Below are 24,165 nucleotides of genomic sequence, written 5' to 3'. Positions count from 1 at the left end.
CTACGTCTGACAGTTCGGACACCAGTAGGAGACACGGTCTCCGCTGGTGTCCGACTGTATGAGGGTGCCGCAGCGCCGGCATGGACGTCCCACCCGGCCGTAGACCCACAGGTCGCGGCCGGCGCGGGTGTCGCCGGTCGTGGTCCGATTGATCCGAGAGCGGTTGAGCCACAACATGTCACGAGCCCGCTGCACCATGCGCAGCGGGTCTTTGACGTCCCCCACCGGTGTCGTCGGCAGATACCCGGTGACAAAGCACAGTTCGTTGGCGTAGACGTTGCCGACGCCGGCCATCACCCGCTGATCCAACAACGCCTCGGCCAGCGGGCGCTGCGGGTCGGCCACCAGGTTGTCGCGCGCGATACGCGGTTCCCAGTCATCGCCGAGCAGGTCAGGTCCGAGATGTGCGACGACGTCCATGTCATGGTCGCGTTTGAGAATCTCCAGTACTCCAAGATCGATACCGGCGGTGCGCGAATCGTCGGTTTCCAGGATGATTCGGATCTTGTGGGGCTGCACGCGGCGGATCTGCCCGCCGAGCAGCCACGCCCCGTCCATTTTCAGGTGCGAGTGGATACTCGCATCGCCGACGCGGATGAAGAGGTGCTTACCCCTGCTGATCACCTCGTCCACGACGCAGCCCGTCAGATTCACCGTCGCAAACTTGGGAACCCGCACGTCGCATCGTGTGAGTGTCTTACCGGCAAGCGCCTCCCGTAACTTGGTCGCAGCACGAAAGACGGTGTCACCCTCAGGCATTGGCGGTCACCGCAACCTGAGTCCTCGCGGCGTGCGTGAGAAGCCGGCGCCGATCAGTGCGTCCTGAACGGCGGCCCGCTGACCGCCCGCACCCGGTTCGAGCACCGGCACGCCGTTGACCTTTTCGACGAGGAAAGACTGCACCCGCCCCGCGGTCACCAGATCCGCCAGCGCGGCCGCGGCCGCGTTGTGCGCGTCGGCGTCATCGGTGAAGCTCAGCAGCGAACGTCCACCGCGTTCGAGGAACCACACCAGTTCACCGTCCACCAGCGCGACGAGAGCCCCGGCTTTACGGCCCGGACGATGCGTGACGTCGTCGACGGAGGTGGCGCGAGTCGGCCACGCGAGTGCTGCGCCGTACGGATTGGCCGGGTCGGCGGCTGCCATCGCGACCGCGTGGTATTCGCGGTGATCGGGGTCGATGCCGTCGAGGTAGGACCGCAGCCTGTCGACCGTCGACGCCACCGCGAACTGCGCGCCGCCGAGTGACTCGACGAAGTACCCGCGCTGACACCGACCAGCGTCCTCGAATGCCGTCAACACCTTGTAGAGCATGGCGAAGCCGCCAGGCACCTGTTCTGATGTGACGGCGCCCTTGGTCAGGACGCCGTGCCGGCCCAGCAGCAACTCGGCTTGGAAATGTGCGCGCACCGTCGATTCCGGTTCTGCCGCCGGCAGCGCGGACCAGCGGCCGGCCACCACGGGGTCGGAGGTGCGCGTCTGCGCGTGCGCGACGCTGTATCGACTCAACCGCGGCGGACGCTGACGCTGGCGGTGCGCCGGTACCCCGCGCCGGCCAGTTGAGCGGCGGGGACCCGTCAGCATCGCCCGCACCGGCGCGAACGTATCGCCGCTGACCCAGCCCGCCCAGATCAGTTCCCAGAGCGCCTGTTTCAGTTCGTCGCCCGGATTGTCGGCGAGCTGGCGGAAGAAGTAGGCGCCGCCGCCGCCGAGCGTCTCCATGATCTGGCGGTGCGTGTCGGTGAACTCGATCTCCGTCGGTGCCGCCAGCGTCATCGGTGCCGAATCTGCCGGGTGGAAGGCGATCCACCCGTCGCCGCCCCCGATCTGTCCCCCGCCCGACCAGGTGACCTCACCGGACGCCAGCAGCTCGTCGAGCATCGCGGGCTGGTAGTCGCGCACCCGCAACCCGAACACCAACGGCTCCACCGCTGACGCCGGAATCGGCACGCCCGCCAACTGATCGATGACCGCCGCGAGCCCGTCAACGCCGCTGGTGTGCGTCGATCCGACCTGCTGCCACGCGGGTAGGAAGCGCCCATAGGCGGCGGTACTGACCGGCTCGACCTGCGCCCGCAGCGCGGCCAGCGATCGCCGGCGCAGGATCTTCAGGATGTCGGAGTCGCACCATTCGGTGGAATCGCTCGCTGTGTTGGATGTCGCCGAGGCGGCCTCCGTGGTGAACTCTCCGCGAATCAACCTGCCGTCGATCGCCATACGGCCCAGCACATCCGCGGTGACCCGCAGGCCGAGACCGAACCGGGCGGCCGCGTCATGTGTGGTGAACGGGCCGCGGGTGCGGGCATACCGGCTGAGCAGTTCACCCAGCGGATCGTCGACCGATTCGGTGAAAGCCGTCGGCACCCCGACCGGGACGGCTACCCCGACCCCGTCGCGCAGCAGCCCGATGTCTTCGACGGCCACCCACCACGTCCGGTCGGCGTATGTCACCGTCAGCGCGCGCTTGCTGGCCAGTAACCCGTCGAGCCAGCCGCCAACCTCGGAAGTGGTGCAGCGTTCGGCGATTTCGGCCTCCGTGAGTGGGCCTAACACCCGCAGCAGGTCGGCGACCCCTTCGGCATCGCGAGCCTTCCGGTCGTCGCTGAGGTGTTGCAACTGCCGCGCGGTCGATGCGATGACCTGCGGATCGAGCAGCTCGCGCAGCTCTACCCGGCCGAGCAGTTCGGCCAACAGCACGCTGTCCAAGGACAGCGCGGCCGCGCGCCGCTCGGCCAGCGGGCTGTCGCCCTCGTACATGAATGCGCCGACATAGCCGAACAGCAGCGACGCCGCGAACGGTGAGGGCCTTGTTGTCTCGACCTCGACCAGCCGCACCCGGCGTTGCGCGACGCGGTTCATCAGCTCCGTCAGCGCCGGCACGTCGTACACGTCCTGCAGGCATTCGCGCACCGCCTCCAGCACGATCGGGAAGTCCGGATACTTGCGTGCGACGTCCAGCAGCTGGGCGGCCCGCTGCCGCTGGTGCCACAGAGGTGACCGTTTGCCGGGGTGGCGGCGGGGGAGAAGCAGTGCGCGGGCGGCACATTCGCGAAACCGCGAGGCGAACAGTGCCGAGCCGCCGACTTCGGCGGTGACGATGGGTTCGATCTCGTCGGCGTCGAACACGAACAGGTCCGCGCCTGGCGCAGCGTCTTCGGTGTCCGGCAGTCGCACGATGATGCCGTCGTCGGATGCCGTCGGCTTCTCGTCGATGCCGTAGCGTTCGCGCAGCCGCCGGGCGACGGCCAAAGCGAGTGGGCCGTGCACCCGCAATCCGTACGGGGAATGCAGGATGACGCGCCAGTCACCGAGTTCGTCGCGGAACCGCTCCACCACGAACGTCGTATCCGTCGGCACGACCGACGTGGCCTGACGCTGCTCGTCGAGCAGTTGCCACAGGTTGTTGGCGGCGTACTCGTCGAAACCCATTGTTTGGCAGCGCTCGTCGAATTCGTCGCGGCCGAGTCGGGCCAGCTCACCGGTGAACGCGCCGACGGCCGCGCCGAGTTCGGCCGGCCTGCCTACGCTGTCGCCGCGCCAGAAGGGCAGCCGGGCGGGTTGCCCGGGCGCGGGAACGACCAGCACCCGGTCATGGGTGATCTCGGTGATGCGCCAGCTCGTCGCACCGAGCGAGATGACGTCGCCGGGCCGGGACTCGTAAACCATCTCCTCGTCGAGTTCGCCTACTCGCGAGGGCTTTTCCGAATCGGTGGCCAGATAGACGGTGAACAGGCCGCGGTCGGGGATCGCGCCGCCGGACGTCACGGCCAGGCGCTGCGCCCCGGGCCGCGCCGTCAACGTCCCCGCATCACGGTCATACACCAGTCGCGGACGCAGTTCGGCGAACTCGGTGGACGGATACTTTCCGGACAGCAAGTCCAGGGTCGCCTCGAATACGCTGCGCGGCAACGTCGCAAAGGGTGCACTGCGGCGAACCGCGTCGAACCATCGGTCGGCGTCCAAGGGCTCGAGCGCCGAAGCCGCGACGGTGTGTTGGGCGAGGACGTCGAGCGGATTGGTCGGTACCCGCATGGTCTCGATGTCGCCGCTGAGCATCCGCTTCACGGTGACCGCACATCCGATCAGATCCGTGCGGTGTTTGGGAAACAGCACACCCTGGGAGATCTCGCCGACCTGGTGGCCCGCACGTCCGATGCGTTGCAGCCCGCTGGCCACCGACGGCGGCGCCTCGACCTGGATCACCAGATCCACCGCGCCCATGTCGATACCCAACTCGAGGCTGGACGTGGCGACGACGGCCTTCAGTCGGCCGGACTTCAGATCGTCCTCGACCTGTGCGCGTTGCTCCTTGCTGACCGAACCGTGGTGTGCGCGGGCCAGCAGTGTCGGGGCGCCCAACGATGCGCCGCTGGCCATCAGCTGTGCCGGGAAGCCGCCACCGACCTTCGGGTTGTGCTCCATGGGCCCCACGTCGCCCGTGCGTTCGGCGTGAATCTCGTTGAGCCGCGAGGTGAGTCGCTCGGCCAGCCGCCGGGAGTTGGCGAAGACGATCGACGAATTGTGCGTCTCGATCAGGTCGACGATGCGTTCCTCGACGTCAGGCCAGATGGTGTTGTTCTCGAGGTTGGCCATATCGGGAACGGGCACGGTCACGGACAGGTCGAAGGTCTTGGTCGCGGGCGGCGCCACGATGGTGGTGCGGGCCTGACCGGACAGGAAGCGCGCGACCTCCTCGGGCGGGCGGACCGTGGCGGACAATCCGATGCGCTGCGCGGGCTGGGCCAGAAGCTGGTCGAGCCGCTCCAGCGACAACGCCAGATGCGCGCCGCGCTTGGTCGCTGCGACGGCGTGCACTTCGTCGACGATGACCGTCTGCACCTCGGCGAGCGTCTCGCGGGCCGCGGAGGTGAGCATCAGGAACAGCGACTCCGGCGTGGTGATCAGGATGTCCGGCGGCCGAGTGATCAGCTCGCGGCGCTGGGCGGGTGTGGTGTCACCGGAGCGGACGCCGACGCTGATCTGGGGTGCGGGGCTCCCGCTGCGTTCGGCGAGGCGGCCGATGCCCGTCAACGGGGTCCGCAGGTTGCGCTCGACGTCCACGGCCAGCGCCTTCAGGGGCGATACGTAGAGAACCCTCGTGCCGGCCGATGCGGGCCTGGGCTCTGAGGCGGCGAGGCGGTCGATCGCCCACAGGAACGCCGCGAGCGTCTTGCCGGAGCCCGTGGGCGCGATGACCAGTGTGTTGTCGCCGTCGGCAATGGCCGACCATGCCTGCGTCTGCGCAGGGGTCGGCTCGGCGAACGTTCCCGTGAACCAGTCGCGGGTCAGCCCACTGAACCGGGCAAGGGGACCGGTGCTCATCTAGCCATCGTGCAGCAGGGCACCGACAACTGTCAGGGACGTGCGGCCGCGATGGTCTCTGCCAGCGCTTCGGGAATCCCGGGAACCCGCGAGACCGTGTCCAGCAGGGCGTGCGTGCACGCGTCGGCGACGACGTCGACGTCGGTCGACGGGTCCAGCATCCGTTGCCTGCACATCTCGAGGGTGAAGGCCAACCATCCGTAGACGACGATGCGCAGGTCGCGTTCGACCTTGGCGTCCAGCTGATCGCCGGCGAGGCCGGCGACGATGCGTTCGGCCTGCCGGTCGTTGTCGACGTCTTCGATGCCGCGCAGGACCGGATCGGTGCGGCCGAGGCCCACGTGGGCCGCCCACGCGACGTTCGGGTTCTCGTCGTAGTAGCGGAGGTAGGCGATGACACCCTCACGCAGCTGGTCGAACAGGCTCAGGTCGGGTCGTGGCTGCGCGTTGGTCGCGTGGAACAGGCGCTCACTCTCGGCGCTCACCACCGCCGCGAAGAATGCCCGCTTGTCGGGGAAATAGTGGTACATCAGCGCGCGCGATACGCCGGCTCTCTCGGCGATCTCGTCGATGCGGACCTCGTCGTAGGGTCGCTGCCCGAACACCTCGGCGCCGAGGGTGAGCAGTTCGTTGCGGCGCTCGTCTGGAGACAACCGCCGTCGGGGCCCAGCCATCAGACCATCTTAGTTGACATATGTACAACAGTGCATTAGCCCCGGCATCGCGAGAGTGGGCTTGTGTGACGCCAATGTCGCTTTTCATGTGCGGGTAACCCACGTTCGCGCGGCTAGCGGCCGCGGCCGCTAGCCGAAGTGCACACCCTGGGCGAGTGGCAGCTCCGACGAGTAGTTGACGGTGTTGGTGGCCCGGCGCATGTACGCCTTCCACGAGTCCGAACCCGACTCACGCCCGCCGCCGGTCTGCTTCTCGCCGCCGAAGGCACCGCCGATCTCCGCGCCCGAGGTGCCGATGTTGACGTTGGCGATGCCGCAGTCCGAACCGTCGGCGGCCATGAACCGTTCCGCCTCGCGCATATCCATGGTGAAGATCGACGACGAAAGACCCTGCGGCACGGCATTGTTCATCGCGATCGCCTCGTCCAACTCGTCGTAGGTCATCACATAGAGAATCGGTGCGAACGTCTCGGCGTGCACTACGTCGGTCTGCCCGGGCATGCGGACGACGGCCGGCGCGACGTAATACGCGCTGTCGTCACCGAGTTCGTGGCGCTCGCCCCCGAATACCTCGCCGCCGTCGGCGCGTGCCCGCTCGAGTGCCCTGACCATGTCGCGGTAGGCGGTCTCGTGGATCAGCGGCCCGACCAACGTGCCGTCGGCCGCCGGCTCACCGATCGGCAGCTGCCGGTAGGCCGCCACGATCCGGCCGACGAGTTCGTCGGCGACCGACGAGTGCACGATCAGCCGACGCATCGTCGTGCATCGCTGTCCGGCAGTGCCCGCGGCGGAGAACACGATGCCGCGCACCGCGAGATCCAGATCGGCCGACGGCGTGACGATCGCGGCGTTGTTCCCGCCGAGCTCGAGCAGCACCTTGCCGAATCGCTGAGCCACCCTCGGTCCGACCTGCTGACCCATCCGCACCGAACCCGTGGCGGACAGCAGGGCCACCCGGGGATCGTCGACCAGGCGCTCGCCGACCTCGCGGCCACCCTGAATCAGCCGGCTGACCTCCCGCGGGACGCCCACTTCGTCGGCGGCTCGCTCGATCAGCGCCTGGCACGCCAGCGCCGTCAGCGGCGTCAGCTCCGAAGGCTTCCACACCACCGTGTCACCACAGACCAGCGCGATCGCCGTGTTCCAGGCCCAGACCGCGACCGGGAAGTTGAACGCGGTGATGACCCCGACCACGCCCAGCGGATGCCACGTCTCCATCAACCGGTGCCCCGGGCGTTCGGACGCGATGGTCTTGCCGTAGAGCTGACGCGACAGTCCGACGGCGAACTGGCAGATGTCGATCATCTCCTGCACCTCACCCAGCGCCTCGGACGTGATCTTGCCCGCCTCGAGGGTGACGAGCGCCGCCACATCGGCCTTGTGCTCGACCAGCAGCTCGCCAAGGCGGGCGACCAACGCGCCGCGGACCGGCGCGGGGGTGGTCCGCCATGTCGTAAATGCCTGCCCCGCTTCGGCAATGGCTGCATCGGCCTGCTGCGGGCTGGTCGCTGCGACGGTGAACAGCACGTCGCCGGTGATCGGGGTGCTGGCCGGGACGCCGTGTGCACCGGGCTCGCCGAGTTCGACGGCGGAGCCGACGGCTGCCAGGGCGTTGCGTGCCTGGGCCCGCAAATCGTCGGCGGTGGGAAGTTGGGACTTCTGCATGGTCGTCATTGTGATGCGGCTTTCTCGTAGAGATCGTAGGGATCGTGGATGTGGTGGCCGACTTGTCCGGCCATCCAGTGCAGGCTGTACTGCGAACTGTCCGCCTCGTCGTGGGCTTGCGAATCGGAATCGAGGTTGGAGCGGAAGATCCCGGCCGCCGAGGCGGGCAGAAAATCCTCGTAGACAACCGGTTTCGACGGATCGCCACCGCGGTAATAGGCCAGCCCCGAGGCTGCCATGGCCTCGTCGGTGGTGGGGAAGTACGTGCTCCACATCGCTGCCGGATCGGCTTCGGCCATCGCCCGGTCGTAGCGTCGCCTGCCCTCGGCGGTCAATGCGACGCCGCGCGACTCGACCTCCCCGAAGCGGACGCGCAACGTGCCCTCGGACACCTGGCCATCCTCGTCGCGGAAACGTCTCGGTTCGGACAGCGCCCGAAACGACGTCTGCCGCAGCAGCACGGCGGGCCCGTCGCATCGCGGGGGTCCTTGAATTGCGTCGATCATCTCGACGCCGTGCTGCGACATCCGCAGGTACAGCTCGTCGATGTCGAGAACCCGCGGCGTCAGGTGATTGATGTGTGTGGTGCGCACCCCGGCGATGTCGGCGGCGACCGCGGACACGCGGGCCAACTCGTCGTACCATGCCCGGTCGATCGGCTCACGTGACAGGGCGAACGCGTCGACGGCGGCGGCGATAAACCGGTCGGCGCTGTCGCGATCTGTGCCTGCTTCGGACGCGATGCGCCGCGCCTCGGCGATCAGCGCGGGATCGAACAGCTGCCTGCCGGCCAGGAACCGCTCGACTCGGGCGCGCAGGTCAGGGGCGAAGAATCTCTCGTCGGCCGTGGCCAACATCGAGGTGAACACCCGAAACGGGTTGTGCTCCAACTCGTCTGAGTCGATCGGTCGAAACGCCGTCGACACCACCGGCACGGGGGGGTCCGCGTCGCGTAGATCGTAGAAGCCGACTCCGAACATGCCGAAGGCGGCGAACAGGTCTGCGACGTCGGCGAGTTCGCGCGGGCTGCCGACCCGGATCGCGCCGTGACGCTCCGTGATCACCCGTTCGGTAGCGCCCAGTCCGCCGTTCACCTCGGCGCTGACCTCGACGAGTGTCGAGTACATCGGCGCCTCGGCGGCGTACAGCCGGGACAGCGCGGCGGCGAACTCCGCACGCAACTGCCAGGTGTGAACGCGGGCCGTCATTCTGCGCCTCTGCTCGGATACAGTGCCGCCATGAGCGAACTGCTCGATGACATCGACCGTGTGCTGGCGCGAGAGTTGGTCGCCGACGGACGCGCGACGCTGGCGCATCTGGCAGCGGTGGCGGGACTGTCGGTGTCGGCGGTGCAGTCGCGGGTACGGCGCCTGGAGGCCAGGGGTGTGGTGGTCGGGTACTCGGCCAGGATCAACCCCGAAGCCGTCGGGAACATGCTGTCGGCGTTCGTGGCCATCACTCCTCTCGATCCCTCTCAACCCGATGATGCTCCCGCGCGGCTCGAACACATCGATGCCATCGAGTCCTGTCATTCGGTGGCCGGCGAGGAGAGCTACGTCCTGCTCGTGCGTGTCGAGACCGCGCGGGCGCTCGAAGACTTGCTGCAACGCATCCGGACAGCAGCGAACGTCCGCACACGAAGCACGGTCATCCTACAAACTTTTTACGACAGACGCGACTCTGTGCCGTAAGCCTTCCTGTCAGATAGTCAGTTCGCCGTAAAATTTCTGCTAATATCGGCTCATGACCGCTGTTCTGACGCAATCTGCCCAAGAAGTCTCCGCGGCCTCGGTGGTCCGTCCGGCCGACGTTCATGACGTGCTGGCCCGCAGCATCCTGGCCGACGGTATGGACCTCGTTCTCGACGTCGACCGCTCATCGGGCTCGTACCTGGTCGACGCGCGCACCGGCAAGCGCTACCTCGACATGTTCACGTTCTTCGCGTCGTCGGCCCTCGGGATGAACCATCCGGCGCTCGCGGATGACGAGGACTTCCGCGCCGAACTCGCCCAGGCCGCGGTCAACAAACCCAGTAACTCCGACATCTACTCGGTGCCGATGGCGCGTTTCGTGTCGACCTTCGCGCGCGTGCTCGGTGACCCGGCGTTGCCTCACCTGTTCTTCGTCGACGGGGGAGCGCTGGCCGTCGAGAACGCGTTGAAGGTCGCGTTCGATTGGAAGAGCAGGCACAACGAGGCGAATGGGATCGACCCCGCCCTCGGTACCAAGGTGCTGCATCTGCGCGGCGCCTTCCACGGCCGCAGCGGCTACACGCTCTCGTTGACCAACACCGACCCCAACAAGGTCGCCCGGTTCCCGAAGTTCGATTGGCCGCGCATCGACGCGCCGTACCTGAGGCCCGGCGCCGATATGGATGCGGTGGAAGCCGAGTCGCTCCGTCAGGCCCGTGCGGCGTTCGAAGCCGACCCGCACGACATCGCGTGCTTCATCGCCGAGCCCATCCAGGGTGAGGGCGGCGACCGCCACTTCCGGCCGCAGTTCTTCGCAGCGATGCGTGACCTGTGCGACGAATTCGACGCTTTGTTGATCTTCGACGAGGTGCAGACCGGCTGCGGAATGACCGGAACCCCTTGGGCGTACCAGCAATTGGGTGTTGCGCCCGATGTGGTCGCATTCGGCAAGAAGACCCAGGTCTGTGGCGTCATGGCCGGCGGCCGGGTCGACGAGGTGCCCGACAACGTGTTCGCCGTCAGCTCCCGCATCAACTCGACGTGGGGCGGCAACCTCGTCGACATGGTGCGTTGTCGGCGCATCCTGGAGGTCGTCGAGTCCGACCAGCTGATGATCCGGGCCGCCCATGCGGGTCGATACCTGCTCGACCGGCTCGCTGAGCTTGCGGTGGAGTTCCCGGAGCAGGTGTTCGATGTGCGAGGGCGCGGCCTGATGTGCGCGTTCAGCCTGCCCAGTGCGGCACAGCGCGATGAGCTGATCGCCAAGCTGTGGGACCGCGGCGTGATCATGCTCGCCAGCGGACCGGACAGCGTGAGGTTCCGGCCCGCGCTGACGGTATCGCGCCCAGAGATCGATGCCGCCGTCGACGCGGCGCGGGACGCGCTGCGCTAAACCTCGGTCGGTGTGGTGGGCGCTGTCAGGCGTTTGATGATCGCCCGCAGGCGGGGCAGATCGGAGCCGCCGACCAGTTCGCAACCGTGCAGCTCCGCCAGTTTGCGTGCGGCAGGGGTGAATTCATGGTTCGTGACCACCATGGTATTGGCGCAGTCGTGCATCGGCGCACCCGCAACGACCTCCTGGATGGCGCCCGCGCCGACGGGTCGCGCCTGTCGTTTGCATTGAATGGCAACGCGATTGGGACGCCTGCCGACGATGATGTCGACGCCCCAGTCGCCGGTGGTCGACGTCATGATCACCGGTGCCCCGCTGGACCGCGCGATCCGTGCAACGTAGTCCTCGAACTCAGTGCCCGACATCGCCGCGGCCACATCCTCGCGGCGATGGGGGGTACTGATGCCGTGGATTGCGCCGCGGATGAAGTGCGGCGCCGCGCCGATGACCAACGGAGCCGCCGCGGCAACCACCAAGCTCCACGCCGGCGTCATGCCCAGCATCCAGACGACCGCGCCGAGGCAGCCCGCGGCGAGCAATTGCCACTTCAGCGCCACGCGGCGAATGGTAGAGGCGTGCGGCGACATCGATTCCCAGCCACGCCGCACACTGTCCGATATACGAATGGTCGTACCAGCCACAATACGCACTCGCAGAATCCCGCGATAATCTGCAAATATGACCGATGAGCTGGCCGAACTCGGGGGGCAGACGCCCATCGAGCACGCGCTGGCCGGCGGCGATCCGCAGCGTGTGGGTTCTTTCAAGTTCTTCTTCGCCGACGAACGCTGGGAGTGGTCACCCCAGGTTCAGCGGATGCACGGCTACGAGCCGGGCGACGTGCAACCGACCACCGATCTGGTGCTCTCGCACAAGCACCCCGACGACTACGGTCAAGTTGCCGCGACGTTGGACGAGATCCGCCGGACGTCGGGCGCCTTCTCCACCCGGCACCGCATCATCGACACCCACGGGGAGATTCACCACGTCGTCGTGGTGGGTAACCAGCTGTTCGACGACGCCGGGTCGGTGGTGGGGACGCACGGCTTCTATGTCGACGTGACACCCTCCATGCAACAACGTCACGACCGGATCCTCAGCGAGGCGGTCGCGGAGATCGCGGAGACCAGAGGCGGCATCGAGCAGGCAAAAGGCATGCTGATGGTGGTCTACCGGATCAGCGCCGACTCGGCGTTCGAGCTGCTCAAGTGGCGCTCGCAGGAGACCAATACCACACTGCGGGCGCTGGCCGAACAGATCACCAGAGATTTCCTGGAGTTGCGGTACGACGAGGCACTGCCGCCCCGCAGCGCGTACGACCGCCTGCTGCTCACCGCGCATCAGCGCATCTCGACCTAGGGTTTACCAGTCCAACGCGCAGGGAATCTTCTACCCGTTCCCATCGGTGACTTTCGGGAGAGTCCAGCCGTGTACCAAAGCCCTGAGCGTGTGCGACAAGGCGACGCCACCGTGCGTGAGGCTGTGCGTTTCGGCGCGGCTTTCGCGGTGGCAGGCATCGCGTTCCTGTTCACCGCCGCCGTCTGGGTGAGTACGTGCACCGGCGCGACGGCGGACACGGTTGCTTGCGGCGTACCCCAGCGCACCCTGCTCGCCCTCGGGGCGCCCGTCATCCTGCTGATCGGCGGGCTGCGCGCCTTCTTCCGCACGTACCAGACATGGCGCAGGCAGGAAACGTGGTGGGCATGGCAGGGTGTCGGCTGGTTCCTGCTGACGATGATGCTGCTGGTGCTGATGATGAGCACGTCGCCGCTGGCCGGATCTGCGGTGTTCGCCGGATGACCGATCAGCCACTGACGGCGCTTGCACTCGTATGCAGCCTCAAGCCCAGCCCGGCACCATCCAGTAGCCAGTTGATGGCCGAGCATGTCTGCGAACAGCTGCGCGAGCAAGGCGTGAAGACCGAAGTTGTGCGCTGTGTCGATTTCGCGATCTCGCCCGGTGTCGAGGCCGATATGGGTGACGGTGACGAGTGGCCGAAGATTCGCGAAAAGGTGTTGAGATCCGACATTCTGGTGCTCGCCACCCCGGTGTGGCTGGGCAATCCGTCGAGTGTCACGCAACGGGTACTGGAACGCCTGGACGCCGAACTGTCCAACACCGACGACGCCGACCGGCCGCTCATGGTCGGCAAGGTGGCGGTGGTCGCGGTCGTCGGCAACGAAGACGGCGCGCACAAGGTCATCGCCGATTGCTTCCAGGGGCTCAACGACGTCGGATACTCGATTCCCGCGCAGTGTTCGACGTATTGGAACGGTGAGGCCATGCAGTCCAAGGACTACAACGACCTCGACGAAGTGCCGGAGGCGATCGCTTCGGCCACGGCGGCGGCGGCCCGTAACGCTGCTCATTTGGCGAGCTTGCTGAGCGAACGGCAATACCCGTCCTACCGGTGATGTTCGTTTCTCCCACAGCGCAGTCGGGTAGTTCTACCGTTGAATCAGCCCGTTTAGGGCGGCCACAGGTATGCCTAGAGAGGAGTACCGATGAAAGGCCCGAAGGACCCCGTCGACCATGCGCGAACTACCCGTCCGCATGCCGGGGAATCAATGAAAGACAACAAAATCATGCCGGGGCTCATCCTGATAGGAGTGGCCCTGGTGCTGTTCGTCTCATGCCTGGCGGCATTCGCCACCAAGCATCATGACGTCGGACTGATGCTGGCTTCTCTGGCCGGCGTCGGATTCGTCGCCGGTGGCGGATGGCTGATGATCGAGCACCTGAGGGTGCGGCGAATCGAAGACCGTTGGTACGCAGAGCATCCCGATGCCCTGCGGCAGCGGCCGAGTAGTTAACGTAAGCAAGCGGCCCAGCCGGATGTCTCCGACTGGGCCCGCTAGCTCAGGTCTTACTACTGGCTACTGCTCGGACTTTTGCCGCTCCTCGGCCGCCTTGGCTCCTCCGCGCGCGGCTTCGGCCTCCGCTTCCTTCTTGGCGGCGTCCTGCTGAGCGTCGGCCTTGTCCTGCTGGGCCTTGCCTTCGCGGACCATGTCGTCGCGGCCGGTCACCGTGCCGACGGCTTCCTTCGTCTTGCCCTTGACGTCCTCAACGGCACCCTTGATGCCTTCTTCAGGGCCACTGTTCTTCTCAGTCATATGTTGCCTTCCCGCTAGCTAGTGGAATTGGTCCAGCCCACTTCTTGAGCGTGGGGCCGCAGGGATCGCCCCGCGATTCAAGGGTTACCCGGGGCTGTGGACGCTAAACGCGATCGTCGTCGGGGTCGATGTCAACTGTTTCCAGCTGTTCCTGCCAGTCGGCGGCGGCGGCCTCGAGGGGCAACTCGCCGGGGGGCTCGGCAGCTGCTTCTTCATCCAGACCCGGTTCGCTCACCGGCCGTTGTTGGTCGGCAGCGTCGGCGTCGGGAATGTCGTAGGGGAGGTCTTGATCGTCGCGCATGATGCTCGAGGATACCCCGTCGCGGATCCGAAAACGTTTTGGTGCTTGAGTTTTTCGTCTCGTACGGCCTCGGCGCTAGCTCTTTGCGACCTTGCGGATCAGACGTGCGGTGCTGTGGTCCAGAAGCTCTTGCCGCTTGGCTGGGGCTCGGGTCCTCGCGGCGCGCTTGGCGGCGGCCGCGATAGTCAGACCGGATTCATACCCCTCGACGACGCGGGGATCCACGTATGAGCGGCGCGCCACGGCGGGGGTATTGCCGAGTTCCTCGGCGACCTCTTTCATGACCGCCGATTCGACGCGCTTGATCACGGACTTGTTCTCCGGCGGATCGGCGTCGACGAATGCCGCCGCCGCCAGCACCGTGCCGTGCCATGTGCGTAGATCCTTGACCGTGTACTCGTCGCCGACGAGTTCCTTGAACCGGCTGTTGAGATCGTCGGCGTGCAGGTCGGTCCACCCGGAACCGTTGCGGCACACCAGTAACCGCTCGCCGCGATGCGGTCTGCGCATCAATGCGCGCACCGATCTGACGACCTCACGGTCCTCGATCAGCAGGGTGCGGCGAACCCCGCTTTTGGCCGGATAGTCGAACTCAACCGCGTCGCTCTGCAGCGTCACGTGTTCACAGCGCAACGTCGCAAGGCCGAAGGAGTTGTTCTCCTCGACGTACTGTTCTGACCCCGAGCGGAAGTAGCCCAGGTCGAGCAGTTGCAGCGCCAGAGCGATCACCCGGTCGCGGGCGAGCCCCCGGCCGCGCAAGTCCGACGCGATCTGGCGCCGCATGTCTGGTAGTGCCGCCGACATGTCCAGGGCCCGGTCGAATTTCTCCTCGTTCCGGTCCTGCTGCCACTTCTGGTGGTAGAGGTACTGGCGTCGGCCGGCGGCGTCTGTTCCCACCGCCTGGATGTGACCGTTGGGATGAGGGCAGATCCACACCTTCTTCCAGGCCGGTGGGATCACCAGCCCGTTGATGCGATCGAGCGTCGTGGCATCGGTGATCGACGCACCGTCGGCGTCGTAATAGGAGAACCCGCGGCCGCGCCGGACGCGGCGCAGTCCGGGACCACGGAGTTCGCTACGACGCAGCCGCATGTTTGGGTGACGACCACGTGAGGGTAAGGAACGTGGACCATGCCGAATCACGCACCACGCTGGACGAGCTCATCTGCGGCATCACTGCATCATCGGCGCGAGGATGAGGAACGCCCCGGCATATATCGCCACCAAGATCAAGATCAATGCCAACAGGACCAGTCCGGCAGTCACGATCACTCGACGCAGTCCCCGGGTGCCTCCCTGGTCTGCGTCGTCGAGTCGGCTGCGCGACCCAATGTGCTTCATGACCGGGGTTTACCCGGCTCGAACGCGCTCCACACTTTGGTAGCGACTGCTCGCGGGAACGCCCGTGGTTAGCCGGGAGCGGACCTGGGGTAACCTCGCTTCGATATTGCCGGGAGGTCAAATGGCCGACGTTGCCAACACGAAGAACGGGCATCTACGGAACGCCGGGTCGGTCGAGCTTCGGGTCGCCGCCACTCTGGAAAACCTTGCAGTGCTGCGCACGCTCGTGGCGGCGGTCGCCACATACGAGGATCTGGACTTCGACTCCGTCGCCGATCTGCGGTTGGCGGTCGACGAAGCGTGTACGCGCCTCATTCGCTGCGCCGTACCCGATTCCACACTGCTGCTCGTCGTCGATCCGCGCGAAGATGCGGTCGTCATCCACGCGTCGGCGCCATGCAAGAGTCCCGACATTCTGGCCCCCGGCAGCTTCAGCTGGCACGTGCTGAGCTCGCTGACCGACGACGTACAGACTTTCCAGGACGGGCAGGGCCCTGAGGAAGGACAGGTCTTCGGGATCTCGATGACGACAAGGCGAGCGAGCTCGTTGCAGTGAGCCCTTCGACGTCACAGGGTTCGTCATCGCGATCGAACTCTGAGTACGCGGATGTCGCGGACATGTTTCGCGAGCTCGAGGGCGTACCCGAAGACAGCGCGGCCTTCCAGCGACAGCGAGACCGCATCGTCGAACGCTGCCTGCCATTGGCCGACCACATCGCCCGTCGGTTCGATGGGCGCGGCGAGTCCCGCGACGATCTCGTCCAGGTCGCCCGTGTCGGTCTGGTGAACGCGGTGATCCGCTTCGACGTGAACGCCGGATCGGACTTCGTGTCGTTCGCGGTGCCGACGATCATGGGCGAGGTCCGGCGACACTTCCGGGACAACAGCTGGTCGGTCAAGGTGCCCCGGCGGCTCAAGGAGCTGCACCTGCGGCTGGGCGCCGCCACCGCTGAACTGTCTCAGCGACTCGGCCGCGCACCCACCGCCTCGGAACTGGCGATCGAACTGGAGATGGACCGCGACGAGGTCGTCGAGGGTCTGGTCGCAGGCAGCTCCTACAACACGCTGTCCATCGACAGCGGCGGTGGAGGTAACGAGGACGCGCCCGCGATCGCCGACACGATCGGCGACGTCGACCTGGGACTAGACCAGATCGAGAACCGGGAAGCGTTGCGGCCCTTGCTCGCAGCGTTGCCCGAGCGAGAACGAACGGTTCTGCTGCTGCGCTTTTTCGAATCGCTCACGCAGACCCAGATCGCCGAACGAGTAGGCATCTCGCAGATGCACGTGTCCCGGTTGCTCGCGAAGTCTCTAGCGCGACTGCGGGACCAACTGCAGTAGGCGGGGCGGCTCACCCTGAACCGCCGACAGTGCGGTGTCGACGTCGCCGAAGAACGGCAGGAGCGAATCGGGATCACAGATCTGCAGCAGCCTCGTGACCGCCGGACTGGGCACCGACGCCCAGGCGATGGATTCGCCGGCGCAGCGGACGTTGAGTGTGTGCAGCGCCGAAAAGCCGGATGTGCCAAAGAAATCGACGCCGCTCAGGTCGAGCACCAAGCGGTTGATGCGATCACCGTGTCGCAGCGCGTAGTCGACGAGTGCCTGCGCGTTCGCCGCGTCGATCTCGCCGTGCGCCGTGACCACAGCGGTGTTCGGCGGTATCGAACGGGTCGCGAAATGCGCTGAATGCGACTCGGCGCGCACGATCAGGGACTGCGGTGGCGTCGGAGCATCTTGTGTTGGGGTAGACATTGTGACTCCATCAGTGGTGAATACATCGATTCGTACTGTGGCTCACGTCAAATTGGGCCCTGCGCTTTTGAAAGCCTGGCTGCAGGGCCACAGCCCTGCACGTCGATGACGTTTGCAGCTGGCTGTGATTTCAACCTGATTCGAACCCTACGCCTCACGATCGAAAACGACAACGTGAATGACGCGGACGTCATAAGTCCAGTTCACAGCGTCGGATGCGCTGCCCGGTTGTCTGAAACGCCTGGTAGACCCACACTTGTCGACATGTCGACCATGGCCGCCGGTATTTTGCTTGCCGCCGGGGCGGGCACGCGGTTCGGTATGCCGAAAGTGCTTGCTGCACAAGGTGGGTGGCTGAAATCAGCGGTGGCGGCCTTACATCATGGCGGCTGTGAAGACGTGGTCGTCGTGCTGGGCGCGGCGATCGTCGCTGTGCCTGCTCCTGCCCGCGCCGTCATCGCGACTGACTGGTCAGACGGGTTGTCGGCATCGTTGCGTACGGGTCTGTCGGCCGTGGAAGCCGACTTCGCAGTGCTGCACACCGTCGACACCCCCGACGTAGGCGCCCAAGTGGTGGACCGAGTGCTGGCCGCAGCGCGATCATCGACGTCGGGCCTCGCGCGCGCGTATTTCGGCGACACGCCCGGCCACCCCGTCGTCGTCGCGAACCGGCATTGGACCGAACTACTCCGAGGACTGCGCGGCGACGAGGGCGCGCGCGCGTTTCTCTCGGCACGCTCAGATGTCGTCGAGGTGGACTGCGCCGACCTGGCGACCGGCCGCGACATCGATTCCGAGTGATCAGCCGCCGATCGGGCCAGGGATCGTCAGCCCCAGCATCGCCGTCGCGAAGCGTCGCACCGACTGTTCGGCAACCGCGACGGCGTCGTCGTGGCCGTCACGCGTTCTGGTCCGCAGAGTGCCGGCCACCGGATCGATACTCACCTCGGCCAACATCTCACCGGTCGTCGGTTCGCAGACCGCCCACGTGTATCCGGTGTCGGAGGCCCATCGCGCCGTACAGCGCGCCACATAGCCAGGGTCGGACTCGCCCATTGCGGCGAGCGCGGGACGGTCGTCCATCAACTCGTCCGCACGCAATGCGCGCAGATACCAAGCACCGGCATTAATTTCCACGGGCTCCACCCGTCGATGGTAGGCATGGCCTATGAGGATCACAGTGATCGGTGCGAGCGGCCTGATCGGCACCAAGGTGGTGGCCCTACTCGAGGCCGACGGGCACGAGGTCGTCGCGGCATCGCGGGGAACTGGTGTCGATGTCCTCAGCGGCGACGGCCTCGGCGAGGCGCTGGCGGGGGCCGACGCGCTCGTCGATGTCACGAATTCTCCGTCGTTCGAAGACGGGCCGGTGTTGGAGTTCTTCACCACGGCGACGACGAATGTGGTGGCGGCCGCGAAGAACGCCGGGGTCGGACACTATGTTGTGCTGTCGATCGTGGGTGTGGACGGTCTGCCGCTCAGCGGGTACATGCGGGCCAAGGTCGCGCAGGAGAGGCTGCTCAGTCAATCCGGCATTCCCTACACCATCGTGCGCGCCACGCAGTTCGCCGAGTTCACCGACGCCATCACCGGATCGATGACCGTCGGCGACGAGGTACGCGTTCCCGATGCGCTGATTCAGCCCATTCCCGCGGACAGGGTCGCCTCCGATGTCGCGCGCGCCGCCGTCGCCGGACCGCTGAACGGTGTCGTGAACATCGGTGGACCGCAGAAGATCCCGTTCGAGCAGATGGCCCGCGACACGTTGGCCCGGCAGGGCGACGACACCAAGACCGTCGTGGTCGACCCCGAGGCCGGCTACTTTGGTACGCCGCTACAGCGCAACAGCCTCGTCACGCCCGACTAGCGCGATTCCCGGGTGAGGACTACTTGATCTCGGCGAGCACCGTGCCCTGCGTGACGGCCGCACCGGGCTCGACCGCGAGGCCGGTGATGACGCCGTCCTTGTGCGCGGTGACCGGGTTCTCCATCTTCATCGCCTCGAGGACCACGACGAGATCGCCCGAAGCAACCTCCTGACCCTCTTCGACAGCCACCTTGACCACGGTGCCCTGCATCGGTGCCGTCACCGAATCGCCGGATGCCGCCGCGCCGCCGGACGAACCGCGCTTGCGTGCCTTGGGCTTCTTGCGGACGACACCGCCGCCCGCGGGCGCACCACCGCCGCCGCCGATGGCCAGATCGCCGGGCAGCGACACCTCGATGCGGCGACCTCCCACCTCGACGACGACCGACTGCCGCGGAATGGTGTCTTCCTCTTCGATCGCTTCACCGCCGGTGAACGGTTCGACGGTGTTGTCCCACTCGGTTTCGATCCACCGGGTGTGCACGTCGAACTTCTCGCCGTCACCGATGAACGCCGGGTCGGACACCACGGCGCGGTGGAACGGGATGACCGTCGCCAGTCCCTCGACGTGGAACTCAGCCAGGGCGCGGCGCGAGCGGGCCAGCGCCTCGTCGCGGGTGGCGCCGTAGACGATCAGCTTCGACAGCATCGAGTCGAACTGGCCGCCGATCACCGAACCGGCCTCGACGCCGGAGTCCAGGCGCACACCGGGACCGGTGGGGATGTCATACCGGGTGACCGGGCCGGGCGCGGGCAGGAAGCCGCGGCCCGCGTCCTCGCCGTTGATGCGGAACTCGAACGCGTGCCCGCGCGGCGTCGGATCCTCGGTGATGTCCAGTGCCTCGCCGTTGGCGATCTTGAACTGCTGCAGGACCAGGTCGATGCCTGCGGTCTCCTCGGTGACCGGGTGCTCGACCTGCAGACGGGTGTTCACCTCGAGGAATGAGATCAGCCCGTCCTGGCCGACGAGGTATTCGACGGTGCCTGCGCCGTAGTAGCCGGCCTCCTTGCAGATGCGCTTGGCAGACTCGTGGATCTCCTTGCGCTGCGCGTCGGTCAGGAACGGCGCGGGCGCCTCCTCGACGAGCTTCTGGAAGCGGCGCTGCAGCGAGCAGTCGCGGGTGCCTGCGACGACGACGTTGCCGTGCGTGTCGGCGATGACCTGAGCCTCGACGTGGCGCGGCTTGTCCAGGTAGCGCTCGACGAAGCACTCACCGCGGCCGAATGCCGCGACGGCCTCACGGGTGGCCGACTCGAACAACTCCGGGATCTCTTCGATCGTGCGGGCGACCTTCATGCCGCGGCCGCCGCCGCCGAACGCGGCCTTGATGGCCACCGGTACGCCGTACTCCTTGGCGAACGCAACAACCTCGTCGGCGTCCTTGACTGGGTCGGGGGTCCCCGGAACCAGCGGCGCCTCGGCGCGCGCGGCGATGTGTCGCGCGGTGACCTTGTCGCCGAGATCACGGATTGACTGCGGGCTGGGGCCGATCCAGATCAAGCCGGCGTCGAGCACGGCCTGAGCGAAATCGGCGTTCTCCGAAAGGAATCCGTAGCCAGGATGGATGGCGTTCGCGCCGGATTTCTCGGCCGCCTCCAAGAGCTTCTCGAAGACGAGATAGGACTCGGCGGAGGTCTGGCCGCCGAGCGCGAAGGCTTCGTCGGCGAGCCGCACGTGAGGTGCGTCGGCGTCGGGTTCGGCGTACACGGCCACGCTTGCAAGCCCGGCGTCCTTGGCTGCCCGGATCACCCTGACCGCGATTTCCCCGCGATTGGCGACGAGCACCTTGGAGATCTTTGAGCTGGCGTGACTTGCCACTGCGCCTCCTGACGGCATGGTTTTTAAGAAACGTCTTTAAGAATGTATCGGAGGCAGTTTAGGCGGCAGCACGACGCCCACGCCAAGCCGGTATCGGTTACTGCCGGGTAGCCCCATTCACAGTGCTCGGTTGCGCCTCATGCGATCGGCGCTGTTCGCCGTTTGCGCTTGGCGTCGCGCCGCGCTCTGACCGCTCGAACGAGCGAGCTCTCCCGTCCATAGGGATGGCCGTACTGCAGCACAAGCGTCACTCGCAGAGTGTCGTTGGCCCAGGGCAGCACGGCGTGAAGCGCACGGTATCCCCTGAAGAGGTACGCATCGCCAGGCCTGAGCGGGATGGTGAACGCGGACGGGTCGCCCTGATAGCGGCGGCGCATCCGGCGCCCGTATATCTGTTTGTGCACGAGCAGTCGCTCGGCCGCGCTCAGCGCGGCCCAACGGCGGTGCGGGCGATGGTCGGGGAATATCGCCACCTGACCCGCCCCGTCGGCGGGCACGACGATCGGAACGAGCATCGTCACCGCATTCGCGTCGTAATGCCAGTCGAATGGCGGGGTGTCCACGTCCGAACCGTCGAGTATGCGAAGAACTCGTTGCTGATAGCCCGCGTAATCCGATTCCGATTCGGGGAACGACGTCAGCGAATGCAAAAACGCTTCAACGCGCTGGTTCTCGGCCAGCGCCGCGATGGTGGGGCACTCCCAGGAATCCCCGTAGACCAAGCTGTGCTCACGCCATCCGTGGCGAGCGAGGTAGTCGTTCACCTCGGTGCGTGCCGCGCTGAGCCACTCGGTCGGGATGACGCCCCCGAGTGAGACGAGTCCGTGCCGGTCGAGGTCAGTCCCGGCGTGGTCGACGTGGCTCTCCAGGCGCACCGCTATCGCAGTGTTGAAGCGCTGACCGTGCGTATCGATCACTGCAGGGTGATACCCGGAAGGTCGTTGCGCTACTCGCTGCTGGTCGCCGCGCACAGATCGCCGACCGGCGTGGGCAGGCTCACCGGCTATCTCAGCCGCTTCTTGATGCGGGCGAGCATCGCGGACATGCCACGCAGTCGCAATGGGCTGATCAGCGCGGCCAGGCCGAGTTCGCTGTAGAAGTCGTCGGGTACCGCGAGGATGTCAGCGGCGGGCTGTGAGTCGAGTCCGGCCGCCAGGATCGCCGCGAAACCGCGTGTGGTCGGCGCCTCCGCGGGCGCGCTGAAATACAGCCGGACGTTGTCCCGGTCGGTGGCGTCGACGTGGAGGAACAGCGGCGACTGACATTCGGGCACCGGCTCCATGGCCGCCTCTTCCAGTTCGGCGGGCAGCGGCGGCAGTTCGCCCGCGAACTCCAGCAGCAGCTGCAGCTTGTCCTGGCCCTGCATCTCCTTGAAGTCGGCCACGACCTCGGCCAGCGCGGTGGGCATTGGGCGCGGTGGTGGGACGACCGAAGTCATGTCGCTTCGCCAGGCTCTTCCCCGACGGCCACGGGCACCCGCACCGCGTTGCCCCACTCGGTCCAGGAGCCGTCGTAATTACGCACGCCGTCGCGGCCCAGCAGATGCGTCAGCACGAACCAGGTGTGGCTGCTCCGTTCGCCGATGCGGCAGTACACGACGGTTTTGTCGTCGTCGGACAGGAAGCCGTACAGCTCGTCGAGTTCAGCGCGGGTGCGGAACTGGCCGTTGTCCTTGGCCGCCTTGGCCCACGGGATCGACCGTGCGGTTGGAATGTGCCCGCCGCGCAGGGCGCCCTCCTCGGGGTAGTCGGGCATGTGGGTGCGCTCTCCGGTGTACTCCTGCGGAGAGCGGACGTCGATCAGCGGTTGCGAGCCGATGATCTCCAGCACGTCCTCTTTGAATGCGCGGATCGGCGCGTCGTTGCGTTCAACGACCGGGTAGCCCGTGGTCTGCTTGGACGGTACGTCCAGGTTGGTGTCGCGGCCGTCGGAGATCCACAGGTCGCGCCCGCCATCGAGCAGACGCACGTCGGGGTGGCCGAACAGCGTGAACACCCACAGGGCATAGGCGGCCCACCAGTTGCTCTTGTCGCCGTAGATGACGACGGTGTCATCGCGGGAGATGCCCTTGCGGTTCATCAGCTCGGCGAACTGGGCGCCGTCGATGTAGTCGCGGACCGTCGGGTCGTTGAGGTCGGTGTGCCAGTCGATCTTCACCGCGCCGGGGATGTGGCCGGTGTCGTAGAGCAGCACGTCCTCGTCGGATTCGACGATGGCCAGCCCGGGCCTGCCTAGGTTGCCCGACAACCAATCGGGGGTGACCAGGCGTTCCGGGTGGGCGTACTCGGCCAGGGCGGGGGCGGGATCGGCGGGTAGCGGCACAACTGCGAGCCTACCCACGCGGCGGATCAACGCAGCGGGTTGGCGGACCAGAGTTGTGCGATCGACAGGCCGCCGTCGGCGAGCAGTCGACGGATCAGCGGAAGTCCGATGCCGATCACCGACGACGGGTCGCCGTCGACGCCGTCGACGAACCAGCCGCCCAGGCCGTCGAGCGTGAATCCACCCGCCACCGCCGCGGGCTCGCCGCTGTCGACATACGCATCCAGATCCGCCGTGGACGGGTGGCCGAACCGCACGGTGGTCACCGTCGCGTCGGCGGCGCGCCACGTTATTCCGTTGTCCTGCAATCGAATAACGCTGTGTCCGGTATAGAGCTCGCCCGAAGTCCCCGCCATCTGCTGCCAGCCGGCGCGCGCCTCGTCGGCCGTGGTCGGCTTACCGCGCAATGCGCCATCGTGGTACAGCATCGAATCGCAGCCGATGACAACGCAGTCGGAAGCGATGTCGGCATCGAGGATCCCGACGACGGCTTCCGCCTTCGCGGCGGCCAGCGCGGTGGTCACCTCGGCTGGGGTGGCCGACGGTTCCAGACGGGCCATCGCGGCGTCCTCGTCGACACCGGAGACGATGACAAGTGGGTCGATTCCCGCCTGGCGCAACACCTTACGGCGGCCGGGCGATGCTGACGCGAGAACGAATCGCGTCATCGATGGCGCATGTGCGTCCGTTGCTGAAGGGTCACCTTCTGCCAGCTGAAGAACGAGTAGCGCAGCCGGTCGACCGGATGGCCCCACAGGTTCTCTTCCTGCTCCCGCGGCTCGGCGGGAGTGCCGGAAGCGGCGGCGAGCACGGCGATGACCGCGCCGATCTCCTCATCGGTCGGCTTGCCCTTCACGACCTGGATGGGCGCTTCGTGGTGTTGTGGTTCCTCACTCACCGTC

Annotated in this window: 28 protein-coding genes; 10 read left to right on the top strand and 18 right to left on the bottom strand. The window is 66.6% G+C overall.

From position 1 onward, the window contains the following. The 5 genes from nei2 to hglS all read right to left on the bottom strand — a co-directional run bounded on the left by nei2 (position 1) and on the right by hglS (position 8,869). Positions 1-759 carry an endonuclease VIII Nei2 gene (nei2, locus tag G6N36_RS12725; RefSeq protein WP_163686823.1) on the bottom strand — a complete coding sequence of 253 codons (759 nt, stop codon included), beginning with the start codon at positions 757-759 and terminating at the stop codon, positions 1-3. 6 nt (positions 760-765) lie between these two features. Beyond that, positions 766-5,322 carry an ATP-dependent helicase gene (locus G6N36_RS12720; RefSeq protein ID WP_163686822.1) on the bottom strand — a complete coding sequence of 1,519 codons (4,557 nt, stop codon included), beginning with the start codon at positions 5,320-5,322 and terminating at the stop codon, positions 766-768. Between the two features lie 32 nt (positions 5,323-5,354). Beyond that, positions 5,355-5,996, bottom strand: a complete 642-nt coding sequence (locus G6N36_RS12715) for a TetR/AcrR family transcriptional regulator (RefSeq protein WP_163686821.1) — start codon at positions 5,994-5,996, stop codon at positions 5,355-5,357. A gap of 129 nt (positions 5,997-6,125) precedes the next feature. Further along, entirely contained in the window at positions 6,126-7,670 is a 1,545-nt protein-coding gene (gene amaB / locus G6N36_RS12710; RefSeq protein WP_163686820.1) for an L-piperidine-6-carboxylate dehydrogenase, read from the bottom strand. Then, on the bottom strand, positions 7,667-8,869 hold the full coding sequence (gene hglS / locus G6N36_RS12705) for a 2-oxoadipate dioxygenase/decarboxylase (RefSeq protein ID WP_163686819.1): 1,203 nt from the start codon (positions 8,867-8,869) through the stop codon (positions 7,667-7,669). The genes amaB and hglS overlap by 4 nt, the downstream gene beginning before the upstream one ends. 30 nt (positions 8,870-8,899) lie before the next feature. Between hglS and G6N36_RS12700 the strand changes: the two genes are divergently transcribed. Together G6N36_RS12700 and lat are read left to right on the top strand one after the other, a co-directional pair. Beyond that, on the top strand, positions 8,900-9,352 hold the full coding sequence (locus G6N36_RS12700; RefSeq protein ID WP_163686818.1) for an Lrp/AsnC family transcriptional regulator: 453 nt from the start codon (positions 8,900-8,902) through the stop codon (positions 9,350-9,352). Between the two features lie 52 nt (positions 9,353-9,404). Then, positions 9,405-10,745 (top strand): L-lysine 6-transaminase, encoded by a 1,341-nt coding sequence (gene lat, locus G6N36_RS12695; RefSeq protein WP_163686817.1) that lies wholly within the window; start codon positions 9,405-9,407, stop codon positions 10,743-10,745. Here lat and G6N36_RS12690 read toward each other — a convergent pair. Next, positions 10,742-11,332 carry a restriction endonuclease gene (locus tag G6N36_RS12690; RefSeq protein WP_163690647.1) on the bottom strand — a complete coding sequence of 197 codons (591 nt, stop codon included), beginning with the start codon at positions 11,330-11,332 and terminating at the stop codon, positions 10,742-10,744. The genes lat and G6N36_RS12690 overlap by 4 nt on opposite strands. A 91-nt stretch (positions 11,333-11,423) precedes the next feature. On the opposite strand from G6N36_RS12690, the gene G6N36_RS12685 reads away from it, so the two are divergent. From G6N36_RS12685 to usfY, 4 genes are all read left to right on the top strand, one after another. After that, a complete protein-coding gene (locus tag G6N36_RS12685; protein WP_163686816.1) occupies positions 11,424-12,104 on the top strand; it encodes a PAS and ANTAR domain-containing protein in 681 nt (226 codons plus the stop codon). Positions 12,105-12,173: 69 nt separating this feature from the next. Further along, a complete protein-coding gene (locus tag G6N36_RS12680; protein WP_163686815.1) occupies positions 12,174-12,545 on the top strand; it encodes a hypothetical protein in 372 nt (123 codons plus the stop codon). Next, the gene (locus G6N36_RS12675) at positions 12,542-13,159 is read left to right on the top strand and encodes a flavodoxin family protein (RefSeq protein ID WP_163686814.1); all 618 of its coding nucleotides are present in this window, start codon (positions 12,542-12,544) and stop codon (positions 13,157-13,159) included. The genes G6N36_RS12680 and G6N36_RS12675 overlap by 4 nt, the downstream gene beginning before the upstream one ends. Before the next feature lie 90 nt (positions 13,160-13,249). Further along, complete coding sequence (gene usfY / locus G6N36_RS12670) at positions 13,250-13,558, top strand: protein UsfY (protein ID WP_083124974.1); 309 nt, start codon at positions 13,250-13,252, stop codon at positions 13,556-13,558. A gap of 63 nt (positions 13,559-13,621) precedes the next feature. Here the strand turns inward: usfY and mbp1 are convergent, their stop codons facing one another. From mbp1 to G6N36_RS29410, 4 genes are all read right to left on the bottom strand, one after another. Next, positions 13,622-13,858, bottom strand: a complete 237-nt coding sequence (gene mbp1 / locus G6N36_RS12665; protein ID WP_083124975.1) for a microaggregate-binding protein 1 — start codon at positions 13,856-13,858, stop codon at positions 13,622-13,624. Between the two features lie 103 nt (positions 13,859-13,961). Then, positions 13,962-14,159, bottom strand: coding sequence for a hypothetical protein (locus G6N36_RS12660; protein ID WP_163686813.1), 198 nt, complete (start codon positions 14,157-14,159; stop codon positions 13,962-13,964). Between the two features lie 75 nt (positions 14,160-14,234). Then, a complete protein-coding gene (locus G6N36_RS12655) occupies positions 14,235-15,251 on the bottom strand; it encodes a DNA topoisomerase IB (protein WP_163686812.1) in 1,017 nt (338 codons plus the stop codon). Positions 15,252-15,332: 81 nt separating this feature from the next. Continuing rightward, positions 15,333-15,500 (bottom strand): hypothetical protein, encoded by a 168-nt coding sequence (locus G6N36_RS29410; protein WP_170311117.1) that lies wholly within the window; start codon positions 15,498-15,500, stop codon positions 15,333-15,335. A gap of 121 nt (positions 15,501-15,621) precedes the next feature. Between G6N36_RS29410 and G6N36_RS12650 the strand changes: the two genes are divergently transcribed. Both G6N36_RS12650 and G6N36_RS12645 read left to right on the top strand, forming a co-directional pair. Then, positions 15,622-16,056: an ATP-binding protein gene (locus G6N36_RS12650; RefSeq protein ID WP_163686811.1), complete on the top strand. Its 435-nt coding sequence runs from the start codon at positions 15,622-15,624 to the stop codon at positions 16,054-16,056. Then, a complete protein-coding gene (locus G6N36_RS12645) occupies positions 16,053-16,841 on the top strand; it encodes an RNA polymerase sigma factor SigF (RefSeq protein WP_083124979.1) in 789 nt (262 codons plus the stop codon). Before G6N36_RS12650 ends, G6N36_RS12645 begins: the two co-directional genes overlap by 4 nt. Here G6N36_RS12645 and G6N36_RS12640 read toward each other — a convergent pair. Beyond that, positions 16,812-17,255, bottom strand: coding sequence for an STAS domain-containing protein (locus G6N36_RS12640; RefSeq protein ID WP_163686810.1), 444 nt, complete (start codon positions 17,253-17,255; stop codon positions 16,812-16,814). The genes G6N36_RS12645 and G6N36_RS12640 overlap by 30 nt on opposite strands. A 264-nt stretch (positions 17,256-17,519) precedes the next feature. On the opposite strand from G6N36_RS12640, the gene G6N36_RS12635 reads away from it, so the two are divergent. Continuing rightward, positions 17,520-18,056: a nucleotidyltransferase family protein gene (locus G6N36_RS12635; RefSeq protein WP_163686809.1), complete on the top strand. Its 537-nt coding sequence runs from the start codon at positions 17,520-17,522 to the stop codon at positions 18,054-18,056. Here the strand turns inward: G6N36_RS12635 and G6N36_RS12630 are convergent, their stop codons facing one another. Continuing rightward, entirely contained in the window at positions 18,057-18,401 is a 345-nt protein-coding gene (locus G6N36_RS12630) for a hypothetical protein (RefSeq protein ID WP_163686808.1), read from the bottom strand. It abuts the gene before it with no gap. Positions 18,402-18,423: 22 nt separating this feature from the next. Between G6N36_RS12630 and G6N36_RS12625 the strand changes: the two genes are divergently transcribed. After that, on the top strand, positions 18,424-19,122 hold the full coding sequence (locus G6N36_RS12625; RefSeq protein ID WP_163686807.1) for an SDR family oxidoreductase: 699 nt from the start codon (positions 18,424-18,426) through the stop codon (positions 19,120-19,122). Between the two features lie 19 nt (positions 19,123-19,141). Here the strand turns inward: G6N36_RS12625 and G6N36_RS12620 are convergent, their stop codons facing one another. The 6 genes from G6N36_RS12620 to G6N36_RS12595 all read right to left on the bottom strand — a co-directional run bounded on the left by G6N36_RS12620 (position 19,142) and on the right by G6N36_RS12595 (position 24,161). Then, positions 19,142-20,941 carry an acetyl/propionyl/methylcrotonyl-CoA carboxylase subunit alpha gene (locus G6N36_RS12620; RefSeq protein WP_163686806.1) on the bottom strand — a complete coding sequence of 600 codons (1,800 nt, stop codon included), beginning with the start codon at positions 20,939-20,941 and terminating at the stop codon, positions 19,142-19,144. 137 nt (positions 20,942-21,078) lie between these two features. Next, complete coding sequence (locus tag G6N36_RS12615) at positions 21,079-21,858, bottom strand: hypothetical protein (RefSeq protein ID WP_163686805.1); 780 nt, start codon at positions 21,856-21,858, stop codon at positions 21,079-21,081. An 86-nt stretch (positions 21,859-21,944) separates the two neighbouring features. Then, complete coding sequence (locus tag G6N36_RS12610) at positions 21,945-22,349, bottom strand: SufE family protein (RefSeq protein WP_163690646.1); 405 nt, start codon at positions 22,347-22,349, stop codon at positions 21,945-21,947. 26 nt (positions 22,350-22,375) lie between these two features. Further along, positions 22,376-23,263 carry a sulfurtransferase gene (locus G6N36_RS12605; RefSeq protein WP_163686804.1) on the bottom strand — a complete coding sequence of 296 codons (888 nt, stop codon included), beginning with the start codon at positions 23,261-23,263 and terminating at the stop codon, positions 22,376-22,378. Between the two features lie 26 nt (positions 23,264-23,289). After that, positions 23,290-23,931 carry a Maf family protein gene (locus G6N36_RS12600; RefSeq protein WP_163686803.1) on the bottom strand — a complete coding sequence of 214 codons (642 nt, stop codon included), beginning with the start codon at positions 23,929-23,931 and terminating at the stop codon, positions 23,290-23,292. Continuing rightward, positions 23,928-24,161, bottom strand: a complete 234-nt coding sequence (locus G6N36_RS12595; RefSeq protein WP_234809614.1) for an acyl-CoA carboxylase subunit epsilon — start codon at positions 24,159-24,161, stop codon at positions 23,928-23,930. Before G6N36_RS12595 ends, G6N36_RS12600 begins: the two co-directional genes overlap by 4 nt. Positions 24,162-24,165: the final 4 nt, after the last annotated feature.

Source organism: Mycolicibacterium gadium, from assembly GCF_010728925.1.
Taxonomy (GTDB): Bacteria; Actinomycetota; Actinomycetes; order Mycobacteriales; family Mycobacteriaceae; genus Mycobacterium; species Mycobacterium gadium.
Note: the sequence above shows the minus strand (reverse complement) of the source record. Positions and strands in the feature narration are given on the sequence as shown.